The organism is Bermanella marisrubri (assembly GCF_012295615.1).
Lineage (GTDB): Bacteria > Pseudomonadota > Gammaproteobacteria > Pseudomonadales > Oceanobacteraceae > Bermanella > Bermanella marisrubri.
The window spans coordinates 3033824-3049574 of sequence record NZ_CP051183.1; the positions used below are offsets into that span (position 1 = coordinate 3033824).

Annotated in this window: 22 protein-coding genes; 13 read left to right on the forward strand and 9 right to left on the reverse strand. The window is 45.1% G+C overall.

Going from position 1 to position 15751, the window contains the following annotated elements:
- The first annotated feature begins 7 nt into the window (after positions 1-7).
- Complete coding sequence (locus HF888_RS14095) at positions 8-619, forward strand: sigma-70 family RNA polymerase sigma factor (protein WP_007018585.1); 612 nt, start codon at positions 8-10, stop codon at positions 617-619.
- Entirely contained in the window at positions 586-1248 is a 663-nt protein-coding gene (locus HF888_RS14100) for a ChrR family anti-sigma-E factor (RefSeq protein WP_007018584.1), read from the forward strand. Before HF888_RS14095 ends, HF888_RS14100 begins: the two co-directional genes overlap by 34 nt.
- A 79-nt stretch (positions 1249-1327) precedes the next feature.
- Here the strand turns inward: HF888_RS14100 and HF888_RS14105 are convergent, their stop codons facing one another.
- Entirely contained in the window at positions 1328-1870 is a 543-nt protein-coding gene (locus tag HF888_RS14105) for an adenine phosphoribosyltransferase (protein ID WP_007018583.1), read from the reverse strand.
- A gap of 334 nt (positions 1871-2204) precedes the next feature.
- Between HF888_RS14105 and HF888_RS14110 the strand changes: the two genes are divergently transcribed.
- The 3 genes from HF888_RS14110 to HF888_RS14120 are packed head-to-tail and all read left to right on the forward strand — an operon-like array spanning position 2205 to position 5155.
- The gene (locus HF888_RS14110; RefSeq protein ID WP_007018582.1) at positions 2205-3497 is read left to right on the forward strand and encodes an NCS2 family permease; all 1293 of its coding nucleotides are present in this window, start codon (positions 2205-2207) and stop codon (positions 3495-3497) included.
- Positions 3498-3515: 18 nt separating this feature from the next.
- Positions 3516-4331 (forward strand): mechanosensitive ion channel family protein, encoded by an 816-nt coding sequence (locus HF888_RS14115; protein ID WP_007018581.1) that lies wholly within the window; start codon positions 3516-3518, stop codon positions 4329-4331.
- 38 nt (positions 4332-4369) lie between these two features.
- The gene (locus HF888_RS14120; RefSeq protein WP_007018580.1) at positions 4370-5155 is read left to right on the forward strand and encodes a DUF481 domain-containing protein; all 786 of its coding nucleotides are present in this window, start codon (positions 4370-4372) and stop codon (positions 5153-5155) included.
- Positions 5156-5185: 30 nt separating this feature from the next.
- Here HF888_RS14120 and HF888_RS14125 read toward each other — a convergent pair whose 3' ends face one another.
- Genes HF888_RS14125 through HF888_RS14135 form a run of 3 tightly spaced genes read right to left on the reverse strand, consistent with a single transcriptional unit; the run spans position 5186 to position 7279 of the window.
- Positions 5186-6019, reverse strand: coding sequence for a sterol desaturase family protein (locus HF888_RS14125; protein ID WP_007018579.1), 834 nt, complete (start codon positions 6017-6019; stop codon positions 5186-5188).
- Positions 6020-6056: 37 nt separating this feature from the next.
- A complete protein-coding gene (locus HF888_RS14130) occupies positions 6057-6809 on the reverse strand; it encodes a substrate-binding periplasmic protein (RefSeq protein WP_007018578.1) in 753 nt (250 codons plus the stop codon).
- Complete coding sequence (locus HF888_RS14135; RefSeq protein WP_007018577.1) at positions 6809-7279, reverse strand: flavodoxin family protein; 471 nt, start codon at positions 7277-7279, stop codon at positions 6809-6811. Before HF888_RS14135 ends, HF888_RS14130 begins: the two co-directional genes overlap by 1 nt.
- Before the next feature lie 48 nt (positions 7280-7327).
- Here HF888_RS14135 and HF888_RS14140 point away from each other — a divergent pair, with 48 nt between their 5' ends.
- The 3 genes from HF888_RS14140 to HF888_RS14150 are packed head-to-tail and all read left to right on the forward strand — an operon-like array spanning position 7328 to position 8755.
- The gene (locus tag HF888_RS14140; protein ID WP_007018576.1) at positions 7328-7579 is read left to right on the forward strand and encodes a GNAT family N-acetyltransferase; all 252 of its coding nucleotides are present in this window, start codon (positions 7328-7330) and stop codon (positions 7577-7579) included.
- Positions 7576-7839 carry a GIY-YIG nuclease family protein gene (locus tag HF888_RS14145; RefSeq protein ID WP_007018575.1) on the forward strand — a complete coding sequence of 88 codons (264 nt, stop codon included), beginning with the start codon at positions 7576-7578 and terminating at the stop codon, positions 7837-7839. Before HF888_RS14140 ends, HF888_RS14145 begins: the two co-directional genes overlap by 4 nt.
- Positions 7840-7867: 28 nt before the next feature.
- Positions 7868-8755, forward strand: coding sequence for a hypothetical protein (locus HF888_RS14150; protein ID WP_007018574.1), 888 nt, complete (start codon positions 7868-7870; stop codon positions 8753-8755).
- On the opposite strand, the gene HF888_RS14155 is transcribed toward HF888_RS14150, so the two are convergent.
- Together HF888_RS14155 and HF888_RS14160 are read right to left on the reverse strand one after the other, a co-directional pair.
- Entirely contained in the window at positions 8752-9438 is a 687-nt protein-coding gene (locus HF888_RS14155; protein ID WP_007018573.1) for a M48 family metallopeptidase, read from the reverse strand. The two genes, HF888_RS14150 and HF888_RS14155, sit on opposite strands and share 4 nt — an antisense overlap.
- Positions 9431-9664, reverse strand: a complete 234-nt coding sequence (locus HF888_RS14160; RefSeq protein ID WP_007018572.1) for a DUF3820 family protein — start codon at positions 9662-9664, stop codon at positions 9431-9433. The genes HF888_RS14155 and HF888_RS14160 overlap by 8 nt, the downstream gene beginning before the upstream one ends.
- A gap of 155 nt (positions 9665-9819) precedes the next feature.
- On the opposite strand from HF888_RS14160, the gene HF888_RS14165 reads away from it, so the two are divergent.
- Positions 9820-10203: a rhodanese-like domain-containing protein gene (locus HF888_RS14165; RefSeq protein WP_007018571.1), complete on the forward strand. Its 384-nt coding sequence runs from the start codon at positions 9820-9822 to the stop codon at positions 10201-10203.
- A 19-nt stretch (positions 10204-10222) separates the two neighbouring features.
- Positions 10223-10648, forward strand: a complete 426-nt coding sequence (locus HF888_RS14170; protein ID WP_007018570.1) for an OsmC family protein — start codon at positions 10223-10225, stop codon at positions 10646-10648.
- Positions 10649-10654: 6 nt separating this feature from the next.
- Here HF888_RS14170 and HF888_RS14175 read toward each other — a convergent pair whose 3' ends face one another.
- Entirely contained in the window at positions 10655-10987 is a 333-nt protein-coding gene (locus tag HF888_RS14175; RefSeq protein ID WP_007018569.1) for a TraR/DksA family transcriptional regulator, read from the reverse strand.
- Between the two features lie 120 nt (positions 10988-11107).
- Between HF888_RS14175 and HF888_RS14180 the strand changes: the two genes are divergently transcribed.
- The gene (locus HF888_RS14180) at positions 11108-11368 is read left to right on the forward strand and encodes a late competence development ComFB family protein (protein WP_007018568.1); all 261 of its coding nucleotides are present in this window, start codon (positions 11108-11110) and stop codon (positions 11366-11368) included.
- Between the two features lie 6 nt (positions 11369-11374).
- Here HF888_RS14180 and HF888_RS14185 read toward each other — a convergent pair whose 3' ends face one another.
- Both HF888_RS14185 and HF888_RS14190 read right to left on the reverse strand, forming a co-directional pair.
- The gene (locus tag HF888_RS14185) at positions 11375-12013 is read right to left on the reverse strand and encodes an acyloxyacyl hydrolase (RefSeq protein WP_007018567.1); all 639 of its coding nucleotides are present in this window, start codon (positions 12011-12013) and stop codon (positions 11375-11377) included.
- Positions 12014-12210: 197 nt separating this feature from the next.
- Entirely contained in the window at positions 12211-13695 is a 1485-nt protein-coding gene (locus HF888_RS14190; RefSeq protein ID WP_007018566.1) for a malate:quinone oxidoreductase, read from the reverse strand.
- A 399-nt stretch (positions 13696-14094) separates the two neighbouring features.
- On the opposite strand from HF888_RS14190, the gene HF888_RS14195 reads away from it, so the two are divergent.
- Both HF888_RS14195 and HF888_RS14200 read left to right on the forward strand, forming a co-directional pair.
- Positions 14095-15192, forward strand: a complete 1098-nt coding sequence (locus HF888_RS14195; protein WP_007018565.1) for a DnaT-like ssDNA-binding domain-containing protein — start codon at positions 14095-14097, stop codon at positions 15190-15192.
- On the forward strand, positions 15095-15751 hold the full coding sequence (locus HF888_RS14200) for a replication protein P (RefSeq protein WP_133308500.1): 657 nt from the start codon (positions 15095-15097) through the stop codon (positions 15749-15751). The genes HF888_RS14195 and HF888_RS14200 overlap by 98 nt, the downstream gene beginning before the upstream one ends.

Here is a 15751-nt window from a genome sequence, read left to right on the forward strand (position 1 = left end):
TATTTCCTTGAGTTACTCGCGAAGTGAGTCCAACAATAAGCTGGGCGAACTCATTGTTAAATTGGCCGAAGATCAAGACCAGCGCACCTTTGCAGAGCTATTCGAATTGTCATCTTCTCGCTTGAAGGCCTATGCACTTCGTTGCGGTGCCAATGACAGTGAAGCCGAAGAATTGGTGCAGGAGTGTTTGCTCACTGTTTGGCGTAAAGCGCACCTTTATAATCCAAAGGCGGCCAGTGCCAGTACATGGTTATATACCATCATCCGGAATAAGCGTATCGACCTAGCGCGCAAGAATAAATTGGATGTCATACATTCCGAGGATTTGTGGCCAGACTGGGAAGACGATCAAGAGGGCTCAGAGGATGTAGAATCTGAGGTCGAACGTGATCTGAATGGGAAGGTTATCCGTACACTACTACAAGCCTTACCAGATGAGCAGAAACAGATCGTCTTTAAGGTGTATTTTGAAGGTAAGTCCCATAGCGAAATTGCTGGGGAATTGGACCTACCTCTAGGAACCATCAAGTCTAGGCTACGCCTAGCGATGAAAAAGTTAGATACCCTAGCAAAAGAGCAGGTAACATGGCTAATTATCATCCTAACGCTGAACTTTTAATGCAGTTCGCTGCAGGGCAGCTCGACAACGCCCTAGGCATTATGGTGGCCTGCCACATTCAGCAGTGTCCCCATTGTCGCAATCAGGTCCGAACGTACGAGCGCCTGGGCGGTGAGCTGCTAGAAACAATGTGGACAAAAGCCGACGACAACATTGTCGTTAGCGAAGATTTATTAAGTAAAACGATCGCCCGCTTGGGAGACAGTCGCTCGTCGTCAGCATCAGCTGAGGATACGGGTGTAGACAAAAATATTCCCAAGCCATTGCGTCGTTTCGTACCCAAGAATTTCGACGACTTGCCTTGGTATGGCTTTAGCAGCAATATCCAACAGTATGATCTTAATTTTGGCGACGACAATCAGTACGTTGCCAAGTTTTACAAAATTAAGGCGGGCAAAGAGTTACCTGAGCATACACACAAGGGCAACGAGTTTACTTTAGTGATGAGTGGAGCCTTCAGTGACGAGGCTGGCAGCTACCATAGTGGTGACTTCATTCTCGCAAACGAGCAGACTCAACACAGCCCTCGTGCTCATAACGACATGGATTGTATCTGCTTTGCGGTTATGGATGCGCCCTTGAAACTGACTGGTTTCTGGGGAGCTCTTATTAACCCATTCTTACGCTGATGTGTATTGCCACATCAAGCATACTAAAAAAGGGGCGCTAGCCCCTTTTTAATTTTCTAATGTAAGCAAATTATCAATATCACAGACCATCAAACTGGCAAATGCTGTAGATATTAAAGCCAGCGTCCCTCAGGCGCTCACTGCCCTTTAGGTCTGGTAGATCAATGATAGCCGCTACTTCCAATACATTCGCATCCAGCTTCTTGATCAGCTCGCAGGCCGCTAGCATGGTTCCCCCAGTTGCGATTAAATCATCCATTACCACTACGTTATCGCCGGCTTTTAGAGCATCTGTGTGCAGCTCGATCTCTGCTTCGCCGTACTCGAGTTTGTAGCTTTGGCTCACGGTTTCGTAAGGGAGTTTTCCTTTTTTACGCACCGGCACCAACGGTACTCCCAACTCATATGCTAAAGGCGCACCAAGGATAAAGCCACGGGCATCAATGGCAGCGACCGCATCCACAGTTTCTTTTTGGTAACGGTGTACAAAGCTATCGATTAGTTTTCTAAAAATATGGGCGTCTTGCAGCAAGGGCATGATATCGCGAAACATCACACCTTCATCTGGCCAGTTCTCTATCGTTCGAACCGCTTGCTTAATTTCGTTTTCGTATGCAGACATGTTTTTCTCTGGTCAAATCCATTCACAAAATCAGGTGACTAGATTTTAGTCAATTTACTGCATGCACCATTCTAAAGCCAAAATTCCGCTTTCCACTGACACCCTATTTTTTGGACGCTCTATACTGGTTCACACAAGGTTTACTATTAGCACTCATGAGCACCTTAAGAGTGCTCAAACCCGCCATTTTACGGGGATTTTAATATTTTTTAACCCTCTGGTCAGGTTATTGGTGAAATTATAACTTCACCCCCTATAATAGGCCAAAACACAGTCTGCAAAGACTTAAAACTATAAACGACCAAAACCTTAGATAACCCTAGGAACACAACCTATGCTTGAGAAACTCTTTAAGCTGAGTCAATTCGGCACTACACCTAAAACCGAGGTCATAGCCGGTTTCACCACCTACCTAACTATGGCCTATATCATTTTTGTTAACCCAGCCATCCTTGCCGATGCCGGTATGGACAAGGGCGCTGTTTTTGTCGCCACCTGTATTGCCGCAGCTATCGGTTGTTTCATCATGGGTTTTTGGGCCAACTTACCTGTTGCCCTCGCTCCAGGTATGGGTCTTAACGCCTTCTTCACCTATGGCGTCGTATTAGGTATGGGACATGACTGGCAAACTGCACTCGGTGCTGTGTTCTTCAGTGGTGTGCTCTTCATCATATTGAGTGTCTTGCGCATTCGCGAAATGATCATTAACGCGATACCATCAGCGCTTAAGCTCGCAATTGCCGCTGGTATCGGTGCGTTCCTTGCGCTTATCGCGCTGAAAAGTGCTGGTATCATTGTGGATCATCCAGCAACGCTTGTGACACTAGGCGAAATCAACGAATTCAAACCAGCTATCGCATTGGCTGGCTTCTTCGCCATCATTGCATTGGTTCAGCGCAATGTGCCAGGAGCCGTAATGCTCGTCATTCTTGCTGTTTCTGCTATCGGTATCGCGGTAGGAGATGTTGAATATGCAGGCATCATGTCTATGCCACCATCAATGGCGCCAACCTTCATGCAAATGGATCTGGCAGCCGCTCTTGATGTCGCCATGATCAGTGTAATCTTTGCTTTCCTATTCGTAGATTTGTTTGACACCAGCGGTACGCTAATCGCAGTGACACAGCGTGCGGGTTTAACCACTTCAGATGGTAAGGTACCTCGTTTACGTCAAGCATTAATGGCCGATAGTTCAGCAACTATTGCCGGCGCTGCCTTAGGTACATCAACTACTACCAGCTATATCGAAAGTGCTTCTGGCGTTGCTGCAGGTGGTCGAACTGGTCTAACGGCCATCACCGTTGGTTTATTATTCCTCGTGAGCATTTTCTTTGCACCACTAGCTGGGATGATCCCTGCCTACGCAACAGCTGGCGCAATCCTTTATGTTTCCGTCTTGATGATGTTTAGCCTTAAAGACGTAAATTGGGAAGACCTAACCGAATCTGCGCCCGTTGTGGTTGTGTTATTGCTAACACCTCTCACATTTTCTATCGCACACGGTATTACGCTTGGCTTCATCACCTATGCAGCAGCAAAACTGTTGGGTAATAAGCGTGAAGATGTTACCGTAAGCGTGTGGATTATTTCCGCGCTATTATTATTAAAGGTTATCTTTATCGGATAAAACAACATAGGAGAAAGTATGGATTCGATAGTAAACTGGGTAAATGAAAACCAAGAGCTGATTATCGACCATACTTTCGATGCCTTGATTGCCCTCCTCATTTTTGTGGTGGGCATCAAAATTTCCAGTATTATTGCCAACCTATTAGCCGCAATCCTCAATAAACGTAATACCGACCTTGCCGTTGTGGGCTTTGTAAAAAGCTTATTCAAAGCCATACTCATCACCTGCGTTATCATCATTGCTTTAAGTCATGCAGGGGTGGAAACCACCAGTTTCATTGCCATTTTAGGTGCCGCTGGTCTTGCTATCGGCTTATCACTACAAGGCTCTTTATCCAACTTTGCTTCTGGCATTCTTATTTCCGTATTTCGTCCTTTTAAGGCGGGGGATTATATTGAAGCAGGCGGTACCGCAGGTATCGTACAAAAAATCGAAATCTTCTTTACCTATTTAAACACGCCCGATAATAAGCAAGTGGTTGTTCCCAATAGCCAGATCACTTCAAGCAACATCGTTAATTATTCAAGCAATGCGACTCGCCGTGTTGATCTCATTATTGGCGTCGCGTACGAAGCCGATTTAAGAGAAGCACAAAAAGTCATCAAACAATGCTTAGATCAGCACGAAAAAGTGCTATCAGATCCAGAGTATTTGGTAGGCGTAGATGCACTGGCAGATTCCAGTGTGAATATCCTTTTGCGTGCATGGGTGAAAAGTGAAGACTTTTTGACCACTCGACTCGAACTCAACGAGCAAATTAAACTTGAGCTTGATGCTAACAATATCTCTATTCCATTCCCGCAAATGGATGTTCGCATCAGCAACTCTTAAACTATTTTTATGACTTATTACTATCCATGGGGAGCATTATGATTCGCTTTGGCAGCCTTTTATTAACCAGTTTATTGGCAAGCAACGTCGCCATGGCTGAAGAAGAAACCTCTAATAAAAACAATACGGATGCGCAATCGGAAGAGAAAAAGGCCATCGAGGGTGAATTCGAACTAGGCTTTATCAGTACGACAGGCAATACTGAAACCAGCTCTCTGAAAAGCAAGTTAGCGGTCATTCACGACTTAGATCATTGGCGCAACAACTATCAGTTCAGTAGTTTTTACAAAGATGAAACTGTTGAAGAAAACGGCGTCGAAACAACAGAGGTGAGTGCAGAAAAATACTTTGCCTCAGTGCAGGGCGACTATAAGCTCATTAACAACGGTTCCGCGCTGTTCCTTTATGCCTCTTATGAAGATGACCGATTTAGCGGTTACAACTACCAACAATCTTACGCATTAGGTTATTCAAACCAAGTGCTAAACAATAAAGTGCATAAACTTAATTACAATGTGGGTCCTGGTTATAGCTTTAGCGAACTTAACGACGGCGACACCGAAGAAGGTGGTTTCTTGCGTTTGGCGGTTGATTATCGCTATCGAATCAGTGAAAACGCCCGCTTTACTCAAAAAATCAGCACACAAGCAGCTTTCGAGAGCGATGATAATACCAAGAGCAAGTCAGAAACGGGCTTGGCTGCGACCTTAATTGGAAACTTGAGTATAAAAGCCGCGATTACAGTGGACCATAATACAAACGTTCCAGACGATACAGAGAAGACAGATACAGAAACCAGCCTTTCAATTTTGTATCTGTTTTAAAGAAATATCTTACATCCAGAAAAAGTCAGCTTAGCTGGCTTTTTTTTTGACCGAATGTCTTGAGGTTTGAAACGGTGATACCAACATACCTATGAATGATTGAGTCACTTTTGCATCCGTAAATTCTCGCAGACCAATGCGCATTTTTTCATGCCCAAACCGTGGTTGATCGACATAGGATCTAAATACTCGATCCCATATCGACAAATTAAAACCAAAATTAGAGTCCGTCTCTTCAGGTCTTTGTGAATGATGAACCCTATGCATGTCAGGTGTGACAATCAACAAGCGCAGCCATTTATCAAATGTAAGCGGTAATCTTAAGTTTGCATGATTAAACATGGCGGTACCATTCAAAATCACCTCGAACAAAATAATAGCGACAGCATCAACGCCGAATAACAGAACCGCGATAAATTTAATGAAAAGTGACAAGGCAATTTCAATGGGATGAAAACGAGAACCAGTGGTGACATCGATATTTTGATCCATATGATGCACTCGATGTAATCGCCATAACACGGGCACTGAATGAAACAAGCGATGTTGCCAGTAGATCAGACAGTCTAAAAGCAACAAGCTCAATATAACTTGAAGCGCAAAATTTGGTTGCCAAACATTAAATATTCCCCACTGCTTTTGTTCGACCCACAACGCTACGGCAACCGTTGTAGTAGGAATAAATACTCGCATGACAAAGCTATTAAAGAAGACCAGACCAAGGTTATTGCCCCAACGATAGAGCTTTGATCCAGACAGGGGACGTCGTGGAAAACACTGCTGTACTAAAAATAAGAAGCTTAACAAACCAAAGAAAACGCTCATGCGTACCTGTGGTTCATATTGGATAATCCAGTCTTGCATGGGGTTCACTCAGCTAGTGTTATTGGAATGACCACAATTACCACCAAGGCGGTACGCCATAGCGGTCGAGCAAGCGTTCTAAGCGACCATCTTGCTTCATGGCTTTTGTAGTCTCATCTACCCATTTTACGTATTGCTTACTGGATTCCAATGCAGGGCTGCAAGCAATATACATAGCTACTGGAGGAATTAAGTTACCTGCACTTTTAAGGTAACCTACCAAGCCCATTTGCTTAAGCTTGGCTTTCATTACCAATTGACTCTCTAACACTGTATCAATGCGTCGCGCTAAAAACTTTTCAATATTTTTCTTTAGTGGGTCACTGCCGGTCATAAACTGGAAATTTAATCCTTTATGATCTTGAGCATAAGCATCAAACGCTTCCTCATAAAAATAGTCGGCGATGATACCTACTTTGCGATTGGCAAGATCACTCAAGTCGCCGTTAAAGCGCCAATTATCTTCTTCGGCAATGAAAAATTGAGGGCGATCCAATCCCCAATGCTGTTCCGGAAAAATAAAGTCACGCGTATCAGATTTGTAAGCGCCGACCACACAATCAAATCGACCTTCACGCACGAGATCAATAGATCGACTCCACGGCATAATCTGATAATCCACCTTAATTCCTTTTGGCTCAAACACCGCTTTCGCTAGCTCGATCATATAGCCAGGCTTATCAGCTGCAGGCTGACCGTTCATGGGAAACCAAGGATCGGCACGAATACTGAGTGTATCTGCCTCAACAGCCATACTCGCAAACAGCAGTAACACCGTAATCAATCTCATCAAATCATTCCTTCCGCTAAGCCGTAAGCCATGGCTTGCGCCAGTTCTTCACAATCTAGCACAAATTGCTCTTGCCACTCACCTCGACATACCAGGGGCTCTTGCACCCAACGCCAACGCAAACCGGTCAGAATAGTTTTTAACGCATTGCACGTACCAGTACCATCATGACCTGCACGAACCACAGCCGCTACCGGCGTACCCTGCTTTTTCTCCAAAACTGGGTAATAGCAGCGATCAAAAAAGTCTTTCAATGCGCCACTCATATACCCTAGATTTTCAGTTGTCCCTAGTATTATGGCGTCTGCTGCTAACACATCGTCAGGGGTTGTATCGAATGGACTTTTTATCAGCAATTGCACACCAAGCTCATCGGTTTGGATACATTGTTCAACGGCGTATTGCATGCCATCGCGCAATTTACGGGTGTTATCCGACGGAGCATGAAATACAATGAGTAAACGCTTCATACAGTCACACAGTAATTATTCTTCATACTAAAAGGTTAGCATGGCTCTATGACTGAAATACAGCACGATACAAAGCATCAGCGTTTTTTCATCGATCATGAAAAGGGCAGCTGCCACCTCGACTACCAACTGGACTCACAGCAAGGTTCTGTCGACTTCACACATACCTTTGTGCCGTTTTCTCTGCGAGGACAGGGATTGGCCGAAAAGCTCGTACACCATGGCCTAGCTTGGGCCAAAGAACAAAACCTACAAATCAAAGCCAGCTGCTGGTACGTGGATAAGTTTTTAAGAAAATGAGTCAGTGGTTTGTTTATATTTTACGCTGTGCCGACGACTCGCTTTATACCGGAGTCACAACAGACTTAGAACGACGCTTACGGGAACATAATGAAGCCAAGCTAGGGGCCAAATATACACGCAATCGTCGTCCGGTAAAGTTAGTGTATTCTGAAAAGGCGGAAAATCGCAGTGAGGCATGTAAAAGAGAAAGCGCGATTAAACGACTTTCTAAGAAACAGAAGACCGAACTTATCAATCCCCATATCGCGCAGCTCTAAAACCGGTGTCGGTCTCGGGACGAGCACCATGATCATCAAATTATCCAAGGATGAACTTTTTGTGAATACGATCTATCGTTTTACAGGCGTCTTCGCCCTACCAATGTGTTTTGCTCTCAGCAGCCAGGCTGGCACTCTGGACGATTTGGAACGCAATGGTACTCAAGCACAGTCAAAAAACACCTCTTCGTCGAGTCAATCAACTTCCAAAAAAGCGAGCACCGATAGCCATTCTTCTGCAATCAGCGAAGCCATCGCCGAGATCGTCTTTAAAACCACAATCAAGCTGGCCGAATACAGCGTGGACATTCTTTCAGTCGGTGGTTCACACAGTATGCAACGCTACCGTCAATCTGAGCCAGTTTACTCTACCAATGACGATAATGAAGCCTCTGCCGCCAGTGATAGTGCTTCGAACAGTTTCTTTAGACAAGTAGGTGATCCCATTTTACCTGCTCTTAAATTATCCACTCAGTTCTTCGATTCAACAGATGATATATACGCACAACTAAATCGGGTAGAGCTGGGTTATGGCTCTTTGGGAGTGAGCTACTCACAAAACATTCTGAATGAACAAGACGACGAGCTTTCCTTGGAGAATACCTTGCTGCATTATCGTATGAGCTTCGGCAACAATTTCTCTTGGGACTTGGCCTACGGAAGAGGGAAAATGAATGGAAACCAGAGCCACAAAGGTGATGTATTTGCGATGCCCATACGCCTTCGCGTTAATCACTACCTTCATGCAGAGTTTTATCCCATCTGGTCAAGCTATAATGGAGGCTCTATTTCAGAACGGCAATTCAGCCTCAACTATCACTACCAATACGTTGGTATCACGCTTGGTTATAAAAAGTGGTCTGCGGGGCCAACGACCATTGACGGTTTCTTTAGTGGCTTATATGTATCGTTTTAAAACCAAGCAAGTCTGACACCCTCTTGCTTCAACCAAGCCTGATGCTTTTTATAATCAGGACAAATTTTCGCAACTTGCTGCCAAAACGCTGGACTGTGATTCAAATGTATTAAATGGCTGACTTCATGACATACCAAATAATCAATTACCTCAAATGGCGCACCCATAATCAGCCAGTTATATTGAATATTGCCCACACTAGAGCAATGTCCCCATTTACTTTTGGTATAGCGTAGGCGAACGGCTTTGAGTTGATCTTGCAGATTTAAAGCAGCGACTTTTTCGTTGGTTAATGATGTTAGATAGTTTCGAGCTTCTTGCTTAAAAAAATCCGCCAGCCATTTTTTTCTGATTTCTTTATTGGGTTCGGTTTTAGCCGAAAATACAAAACCGTGTGGCGTTAGTTTCAAGGATGCCTGTGTTGCGGGCTGGTAGGTTAACGGGACTGGCTGACCATGCCATAAAATAGTAGAGCCCCATTCAAGATTGGGAATGTGTTGCGTATATCGACTTTGTTCTTTTAATTTACGCTCAATCCAATCACGTTTCTGCTGTATAAACTGATGGCCCCACGATTCGCTAACGCCATGAGGTAAACGCAATTCTACACCTTGTTGCGTAATATGAATGGCAGCGGTTTTACGGCGGCTGTAGCGGATAGCATAGTCCAGTGGTTTATTCATTAACAACGCGGGTCTTACCTTTCAATGGCTGTAAAATGTATTCCAGTCCATTGATTTTGATTTCAAGACACAAGCCTAACAGCATGCCTAAGCGCCCTTGCGGAAACCCCTTTTTCTGAAACCAAAGCAAGTATTCTTCGGGTAGATCCACCAATGCTTTGCCGGCGTATTTGCCGAACGGCATCTTCATATTGGCTAAATCGAGCAAGTCTTGTTGTTGAAACATAATGCTATCTATTGTCGTGATAATGGCTAGTCTAACCCGAGGTCTATACTGAACCAAGCTTCTACCTCTCAACCTGAGCTGAGGTCTTGTCATTCTATCCCATTCGGCCTAACATGGTTAATATTAGGCTTTTCTAATATTTAATGGAGGTGCTTATGTCACTGACAAAAGACGAATTATTGAACGAAGCTCGCCAGAACATCCATATCATTGATGCCGATGAGACTCAGGCCATGATGCAGCAAGGGGCTACCTTGTTAGATGTGCGCGAACCATCTGAATTTGATGCTGGCCACTTGCCTGACTCTGTGCATATTCCCCGTGGTTTACTGGAATTCATGGTAGGCAACCACCCCAAGCTCAGTGACTTTGATCAACCTCTTGTGGTGTATTGCAAAAACGGCGGTCGTTCCACACTGGCAGCAGACCTTTTACAAAAAATGGGCTTTAAAACCGTGCGCATGTTGGGCGGTGGCTTCGATGATTGGGCGGGTACGGTACACAAGGTCGAAGTGCCTGAGAACCAGTATCAAGGCTAGCAGCATAAGGACGAAAAACATGAGTGAACATCACGCCCACATAGTATGGCAGAAAGACGGTGACTTCTCCCATGAAGGCTACAATACCGCCCATAACGCAGAAGCGAGCGGACAAAGCCTCGCCATGGCTACTGCTAATACTGAACAGCATGTGGATCCGGAACAAGCTCTGGCCATGAGCTTAGCCAGTTGTCATATGCTGACGTTCTTGGCACTGGCAGCGAAAAAGCGCTTAGTCGTTGAACACTACGAGGACAATCCCATTGCTTATGTAGAGCAAAATGAGGACAGTAGATACTATGTGCCGCGCATTCGCTTGCGCCCACAAGTGCGCTTTGCGGGTGAGGTAAAAGCCAGTGCGATTGAGTCTATGCACCATAAAGCTCATCAGCACTGCTTCATCAGTAACTCATTGCAAAGCGAAGTGATTATTGAGCCTCAGTAAGCCCCCTTACTGCTCATTGGCGCAGCTGGCACACAGAGCCGTATATGGCAGTGCCAGCAAGCGTTCGGGCTCGATACTTTGCTGACATAGCTCGCACACCTGATACTGGCCTTGCTTAAGACGCAAAATGGCATGCTTGATTTGCTGGAGCTCTTGCTGAGTTTCTTGAGCGATGGCTTCTGCGACTTCTTCATTTTCTAGCTGCTGCGCACGATCCTCGCTGTCTTTGCTTACTTCGATATTGTAACGAGTTAATTCCTCGCTCAGCTTGGAGGCACGTATTTCTAATTCATGCTGTTTTTTTCGTAGTCGCACATCAATTTCACAAGCATCTATCATGATCAGACTCCTTTTTTAGTCTGATCAGCATACCTCGCTGGCGAACAGTCCTTTTGATATAGGTCACGCACCCGGATGACCTAGATCATGGTCTACAATTAAAAGAAAAGGAGGTGCGCCATGTCCATTACCGATCAAATTCATAATTACTATGAGCACAAGGTTTTGGAGGTGCTAGCAGAAGAAACGGCTGATAAAGGCTTTAGTCAAGATCAACTTGTCGATTTGGCATGTTTAGCACTGAATAATCTCCCTACGCGCTACTATCGACATGAAGTGGATATTGCGTTTTACATGTCAGCTCACGAGCACGAAGAGATCAATCGGCGTACTCGCCAAGCTGTAAAAGACGCGGTAAGTTACTTGCAAAGCAAAGTTTAAAACCGTCTATTGATACCGATAAGCGATGTTGAAGTTATAGAAGTTGATGCCGTTATTGGGCAACTTGATACTGTTATTGCTGTAGTGCTGCAATTGTAAGGACCAAGACACACGTGGTGTAAAGTACCCGCCAAACGCTAGACTATTCGCAAACTGAAAGTTAGTGCTGAATTCTTTGTCGTTAAATTGTGTTCGAGAAAACACGGAAACACCGACAGCAGTTTCTACGTAACTAAAGAAGTCTTGCTCACCATCACTAAATCGAAATACGGGAATAAACTCCAACGCATTATTCACGCCTTCCTGACCATCTACATCAAGGCTTTGCCAATAGTTATAGCCAAAATGGTAATAGTGGCTTAGAGTCAGGCCTCCAAGTTGCATCGTTTCATCTTGATGCCAGCGAAAACCAACCTTAAGTGCAGCAGTATCCTTCGCGGACATCATAGACACACTGTATTCATCGGCATCTAAAGGATTAGTTGCTAAAGTCAAAGCCAAACTGGTGATCATAGCTGTGCGCCAACCCCAAGTTTCTCCTGAATCATCTTGCAGGGTCTCTCCCTTGTCCGACCAGCTGAATGGAGAACACAGCAATAAGACGACGATAAGGCTGAACGCTGTACTTCTGTTTGCCAAGGTCACAGTTAATTGTCCCTAATGGAATAAAACGTCATTGTAATGAATGCAAATTTTATAACTAGCCACGGATAATGAACAAACTTTTTCAGTCATTGTTCGTAGTATTGCACAAACCAAGTGCAAATCACTAACGCCATCACAAAAAAGCAGCTATGTTTTAGCATAGCTGCTTTTTTATAATGCTTATGGATGGTTTCAGCCTATTCGTAGAGACCTAATGTCTTATGGGATTCATCTCTGACTCTTTTCAAAAGTTCAGCATCGTCTTTTAGCGACTCACCATAGCTCGGTACCATTTCTTTTAAGCGCTGTTTCCACCCGTCTTGCTCTAGGCGATCGGCAAAGCAACGCTCTATCACATCAATCATTGCGTGCACGGCTGTCGATGCACCTGGTGAAGCGCCAAGAAGAGCGGCAATTGAACCATCCTTAGCAGCCACAATTTCAGTACCAAACTCTAATTTGCCTTTGCCTTTCTCATCTTTCTTAATGATTTGCACACGCTTGCCGGCATCCGCTAGCGTCCAGTTTCCATCTTGCGCTTGTGGAAAATACTGACGGAGGGCCTCCATGCGAGCACCATCACTCTGAAACACTTCACTGATCAAGTAACGGGTGAGATCCATATTGTTTTTGCCAACAGACATCATAGGCAATAAATTATTAGGGCGTACAGACAAAGGTAAATCCATTATCGAGCCTTTCTTCAAAAACTTGGTAGTAAATCCAGCGAAAGGCCCAAATAATAATCCTCTCTTACCGTTAATCACTCGTGTGTCTAAATGTGGAACCGACATCGGAGGCGCACCAATCGCGGCTTTACCATAGACTTTCGCGTGATGCTGCTCGACGACTTCTGGGTCGGTACACACTAACCACTGACCACTAACCGGGAAGCCTCCGTAACCATCCGCTTCGTCGATCCCTGAACGCTGAAGCAATGGCAAAGCACCACCGCCCGCACCCAAAAAAACAAATTTAGATTTAATGCGAGTTTCTTTACCCGAACTGCGATCCTCGACTTTCACTGACCAACCGCCAGACTCTGAGCGCTTTAGGTCTTCTACATCGTGATTAAGCAACACTTCGAAATCGTCTTGCTTGCTTAGATGATCAACCATGTAGCGAGCAAGGGAACCAAAGTCCACATCACTGCCGTGCTTCACATAAGTGCCGGCAACGGGTTCATCGCTTTTACGGCCATTCATCACGAGCGGCATCCACTGACGCAAGGTTTCCGCATCATCACTAAACTCCATTTGCTCAAACAGGTGATGCTGGCTCATTTTTAAATAGCGGTTACGCAAGAAATTTACGTTCTTTTCACCCCACACGAAACTCATGTGCGGTGTACGATTGATGAAATTAGAAGGCTCTGGCAAAACACCCTTGTTTACTAGGTGACTCCAGAACTGAAGAGAAATCTCAAATGAAGAATTAATCGTCAGCGCTTTGCTGATATCCACATGGCCATCTTGATCTTCAGGCGTGTAGTTCAACTCACAATAAGCAGCATGGCCCGTACCTGCGTTATTCCAACCGTCGGTACTTTCGCTGGCTACGCTGGGCAAGCGCTCTACCACTGTGATTTTCAAACTTGGATCAAGCTGTTTAAGGATCATGGCCAGTGTGCTGCTCATGGCGCCCGCACCAACCAATAAGACGTCTACTGATTTTACAGTCATGGATATCACTCTTTTTTAAAGGAATGCTGGCCCACTGCCCATGTGTCTGACCCATTTAGGTGCACATATTGGCTTTGGGTAAAAGCCTCGTGGCAGGGCATGCTGGCGTTTTTTGACCCCAGCGAAAAATTCCCGTGAATTATACCCAAAAATGACTCCTTTGGGGGCCTTTAGCGAACATTTGTTCCATAGACTTTAGGAGTATTGCCAATGGTATAAGTGTAGACAATTTACGTATTTTGCCAGAATTTCGATTTTTTCGAGCCGTGTCTGGGTTTACCATATCAACCACTCAGTCCTTTGCGGTATACTGGCAGATCTTTCACGGCATACCTGAAGAAGTGGTTTTTAGTTGCTCAGGTATTATTCGCTTTTACCAATTCCTTTGATTGTTGCAGTATGGCTCATAGTTTAATTCCAGAACGCATGTTAGTTGTGTCCCCCAGCTTAGCCGCCACCATCGGCTTAGAGGAGGCGTTAATGCTGCATGCTCTCAATGATGGCAAACAGCCCCATGATGAAAACTGGAGTTTTATCAACAAGGGGACGTTGCGCGATTGGCTCCCGTTTTGGCAGGATGCGGATATCAAGCGCATTCTTAAGAGCCTCAGTGATAAAGGCATTGTGCATTTCAATAGTCCGCCCTTTGGCCAAAGCGAGCAGCTTTTCTATAGCTTTGAAGAAAAAGCCCCAAGCGACAGTAAACGCAGTCGTAACGAACAAGCTTTTGAACAGGCCAAGCAGCAGTACAAGCAAGCCATTCACCCTGACTGGCGTCCGGACACAGAGACTCTCAAATACATCGAGCAAACGCTTGGCATCCCTAAACGCTATGCACAAAGTCAATTGCAGGATTTTGTATTCCACTATCAAAGCCAAGGCACACTGGCCACAAGCTGGAGTACCATGTTCATCCGCTGGGTGAACAAGCGCTTTAAAGAGGACCAAGCTCACCCTGCGGTTTTCCAAGGAGATGCGCAACGCAAGCAAGCCATGTGGGATAGCTGGCAGCCGCAAGCGGCCACTTTGGACATTTTGCAAAAAGCCGGCGTGGAGCCCAGCTTTATTCAAGATTGCGTTAGCGAATTTGTCCTGTTCTGGATGGAAAAAGGCGAAGCCCACGATACATGGAACACCAAGTTTGTAGCCTGGGTTCGGCGTCAATGGGCTCGCTTTAGTGCAAGCCTTGCGCATCCTTCTGATCCAGTTCCCATGCAAGATGGCTGGGAACCGGCTGTAGAAGTCTATGAGATTTTAGAAATGGCGAATATTGATCGGCAATTTGCACAGAGCCTCATCAAAGAATTTGTTTTATACTGGCGAGACAGCAATCAATTGCATACCTCTTGGAATAGCAAGTTTTTACAACATGCCAAACACATTTGGAGTAAGCGCTTAAATGGACAAGGCAACTCAGCAACCTCTCAACGAGATCACACAGCAAATACAAGCATTGCCGACCGAGTCCAAGATCTCAGCTGGGCAAACGATCTCTAAAGAGCAAAAAGAGGCCTTAGCAGCCTCTTTTGAATTAATGCGCATTAATTACGGCAATCAATTCAATGCGGCCTATCCTAATGTGGAAAGTTCCACTGCCGCTATGCGCCTGTGGTTAACCAATCTGAAAGATTTTTCCGCTGATCTCATTCAAAAAGTAGCGGAGGAAGTCATCCGCAACGAACGCTACTTGCCAAACCTAGCCACGTTTCGTCAATATTGCGAAAATGCATATAGCCTGTTTGGCTTACCCGATTCGCATCGAGCTTATATCGAAGCTTGCCGAGCGCCGCAGCCTAAGGCCAATTTCAATTGGACTCATCCGGCGATTTATTACGCGGGCAAAGCAACGGATTGGTTCTTTTTGAGCTCAGAGCCAGAAGACAAAGTCTTCCCTATTTTTAAACATAACTATCAAATGTTATGCGAACGGGTGATTAAAGGGGAAACCTTGGACGACCCCATCCCTAAGGCCTTACCACAAGAAACGACAACGCCTTTAAGTGGTGAAGCAAATCTACAACACTTAAAGGCGTTACGAGACGAATTAGAACTATAA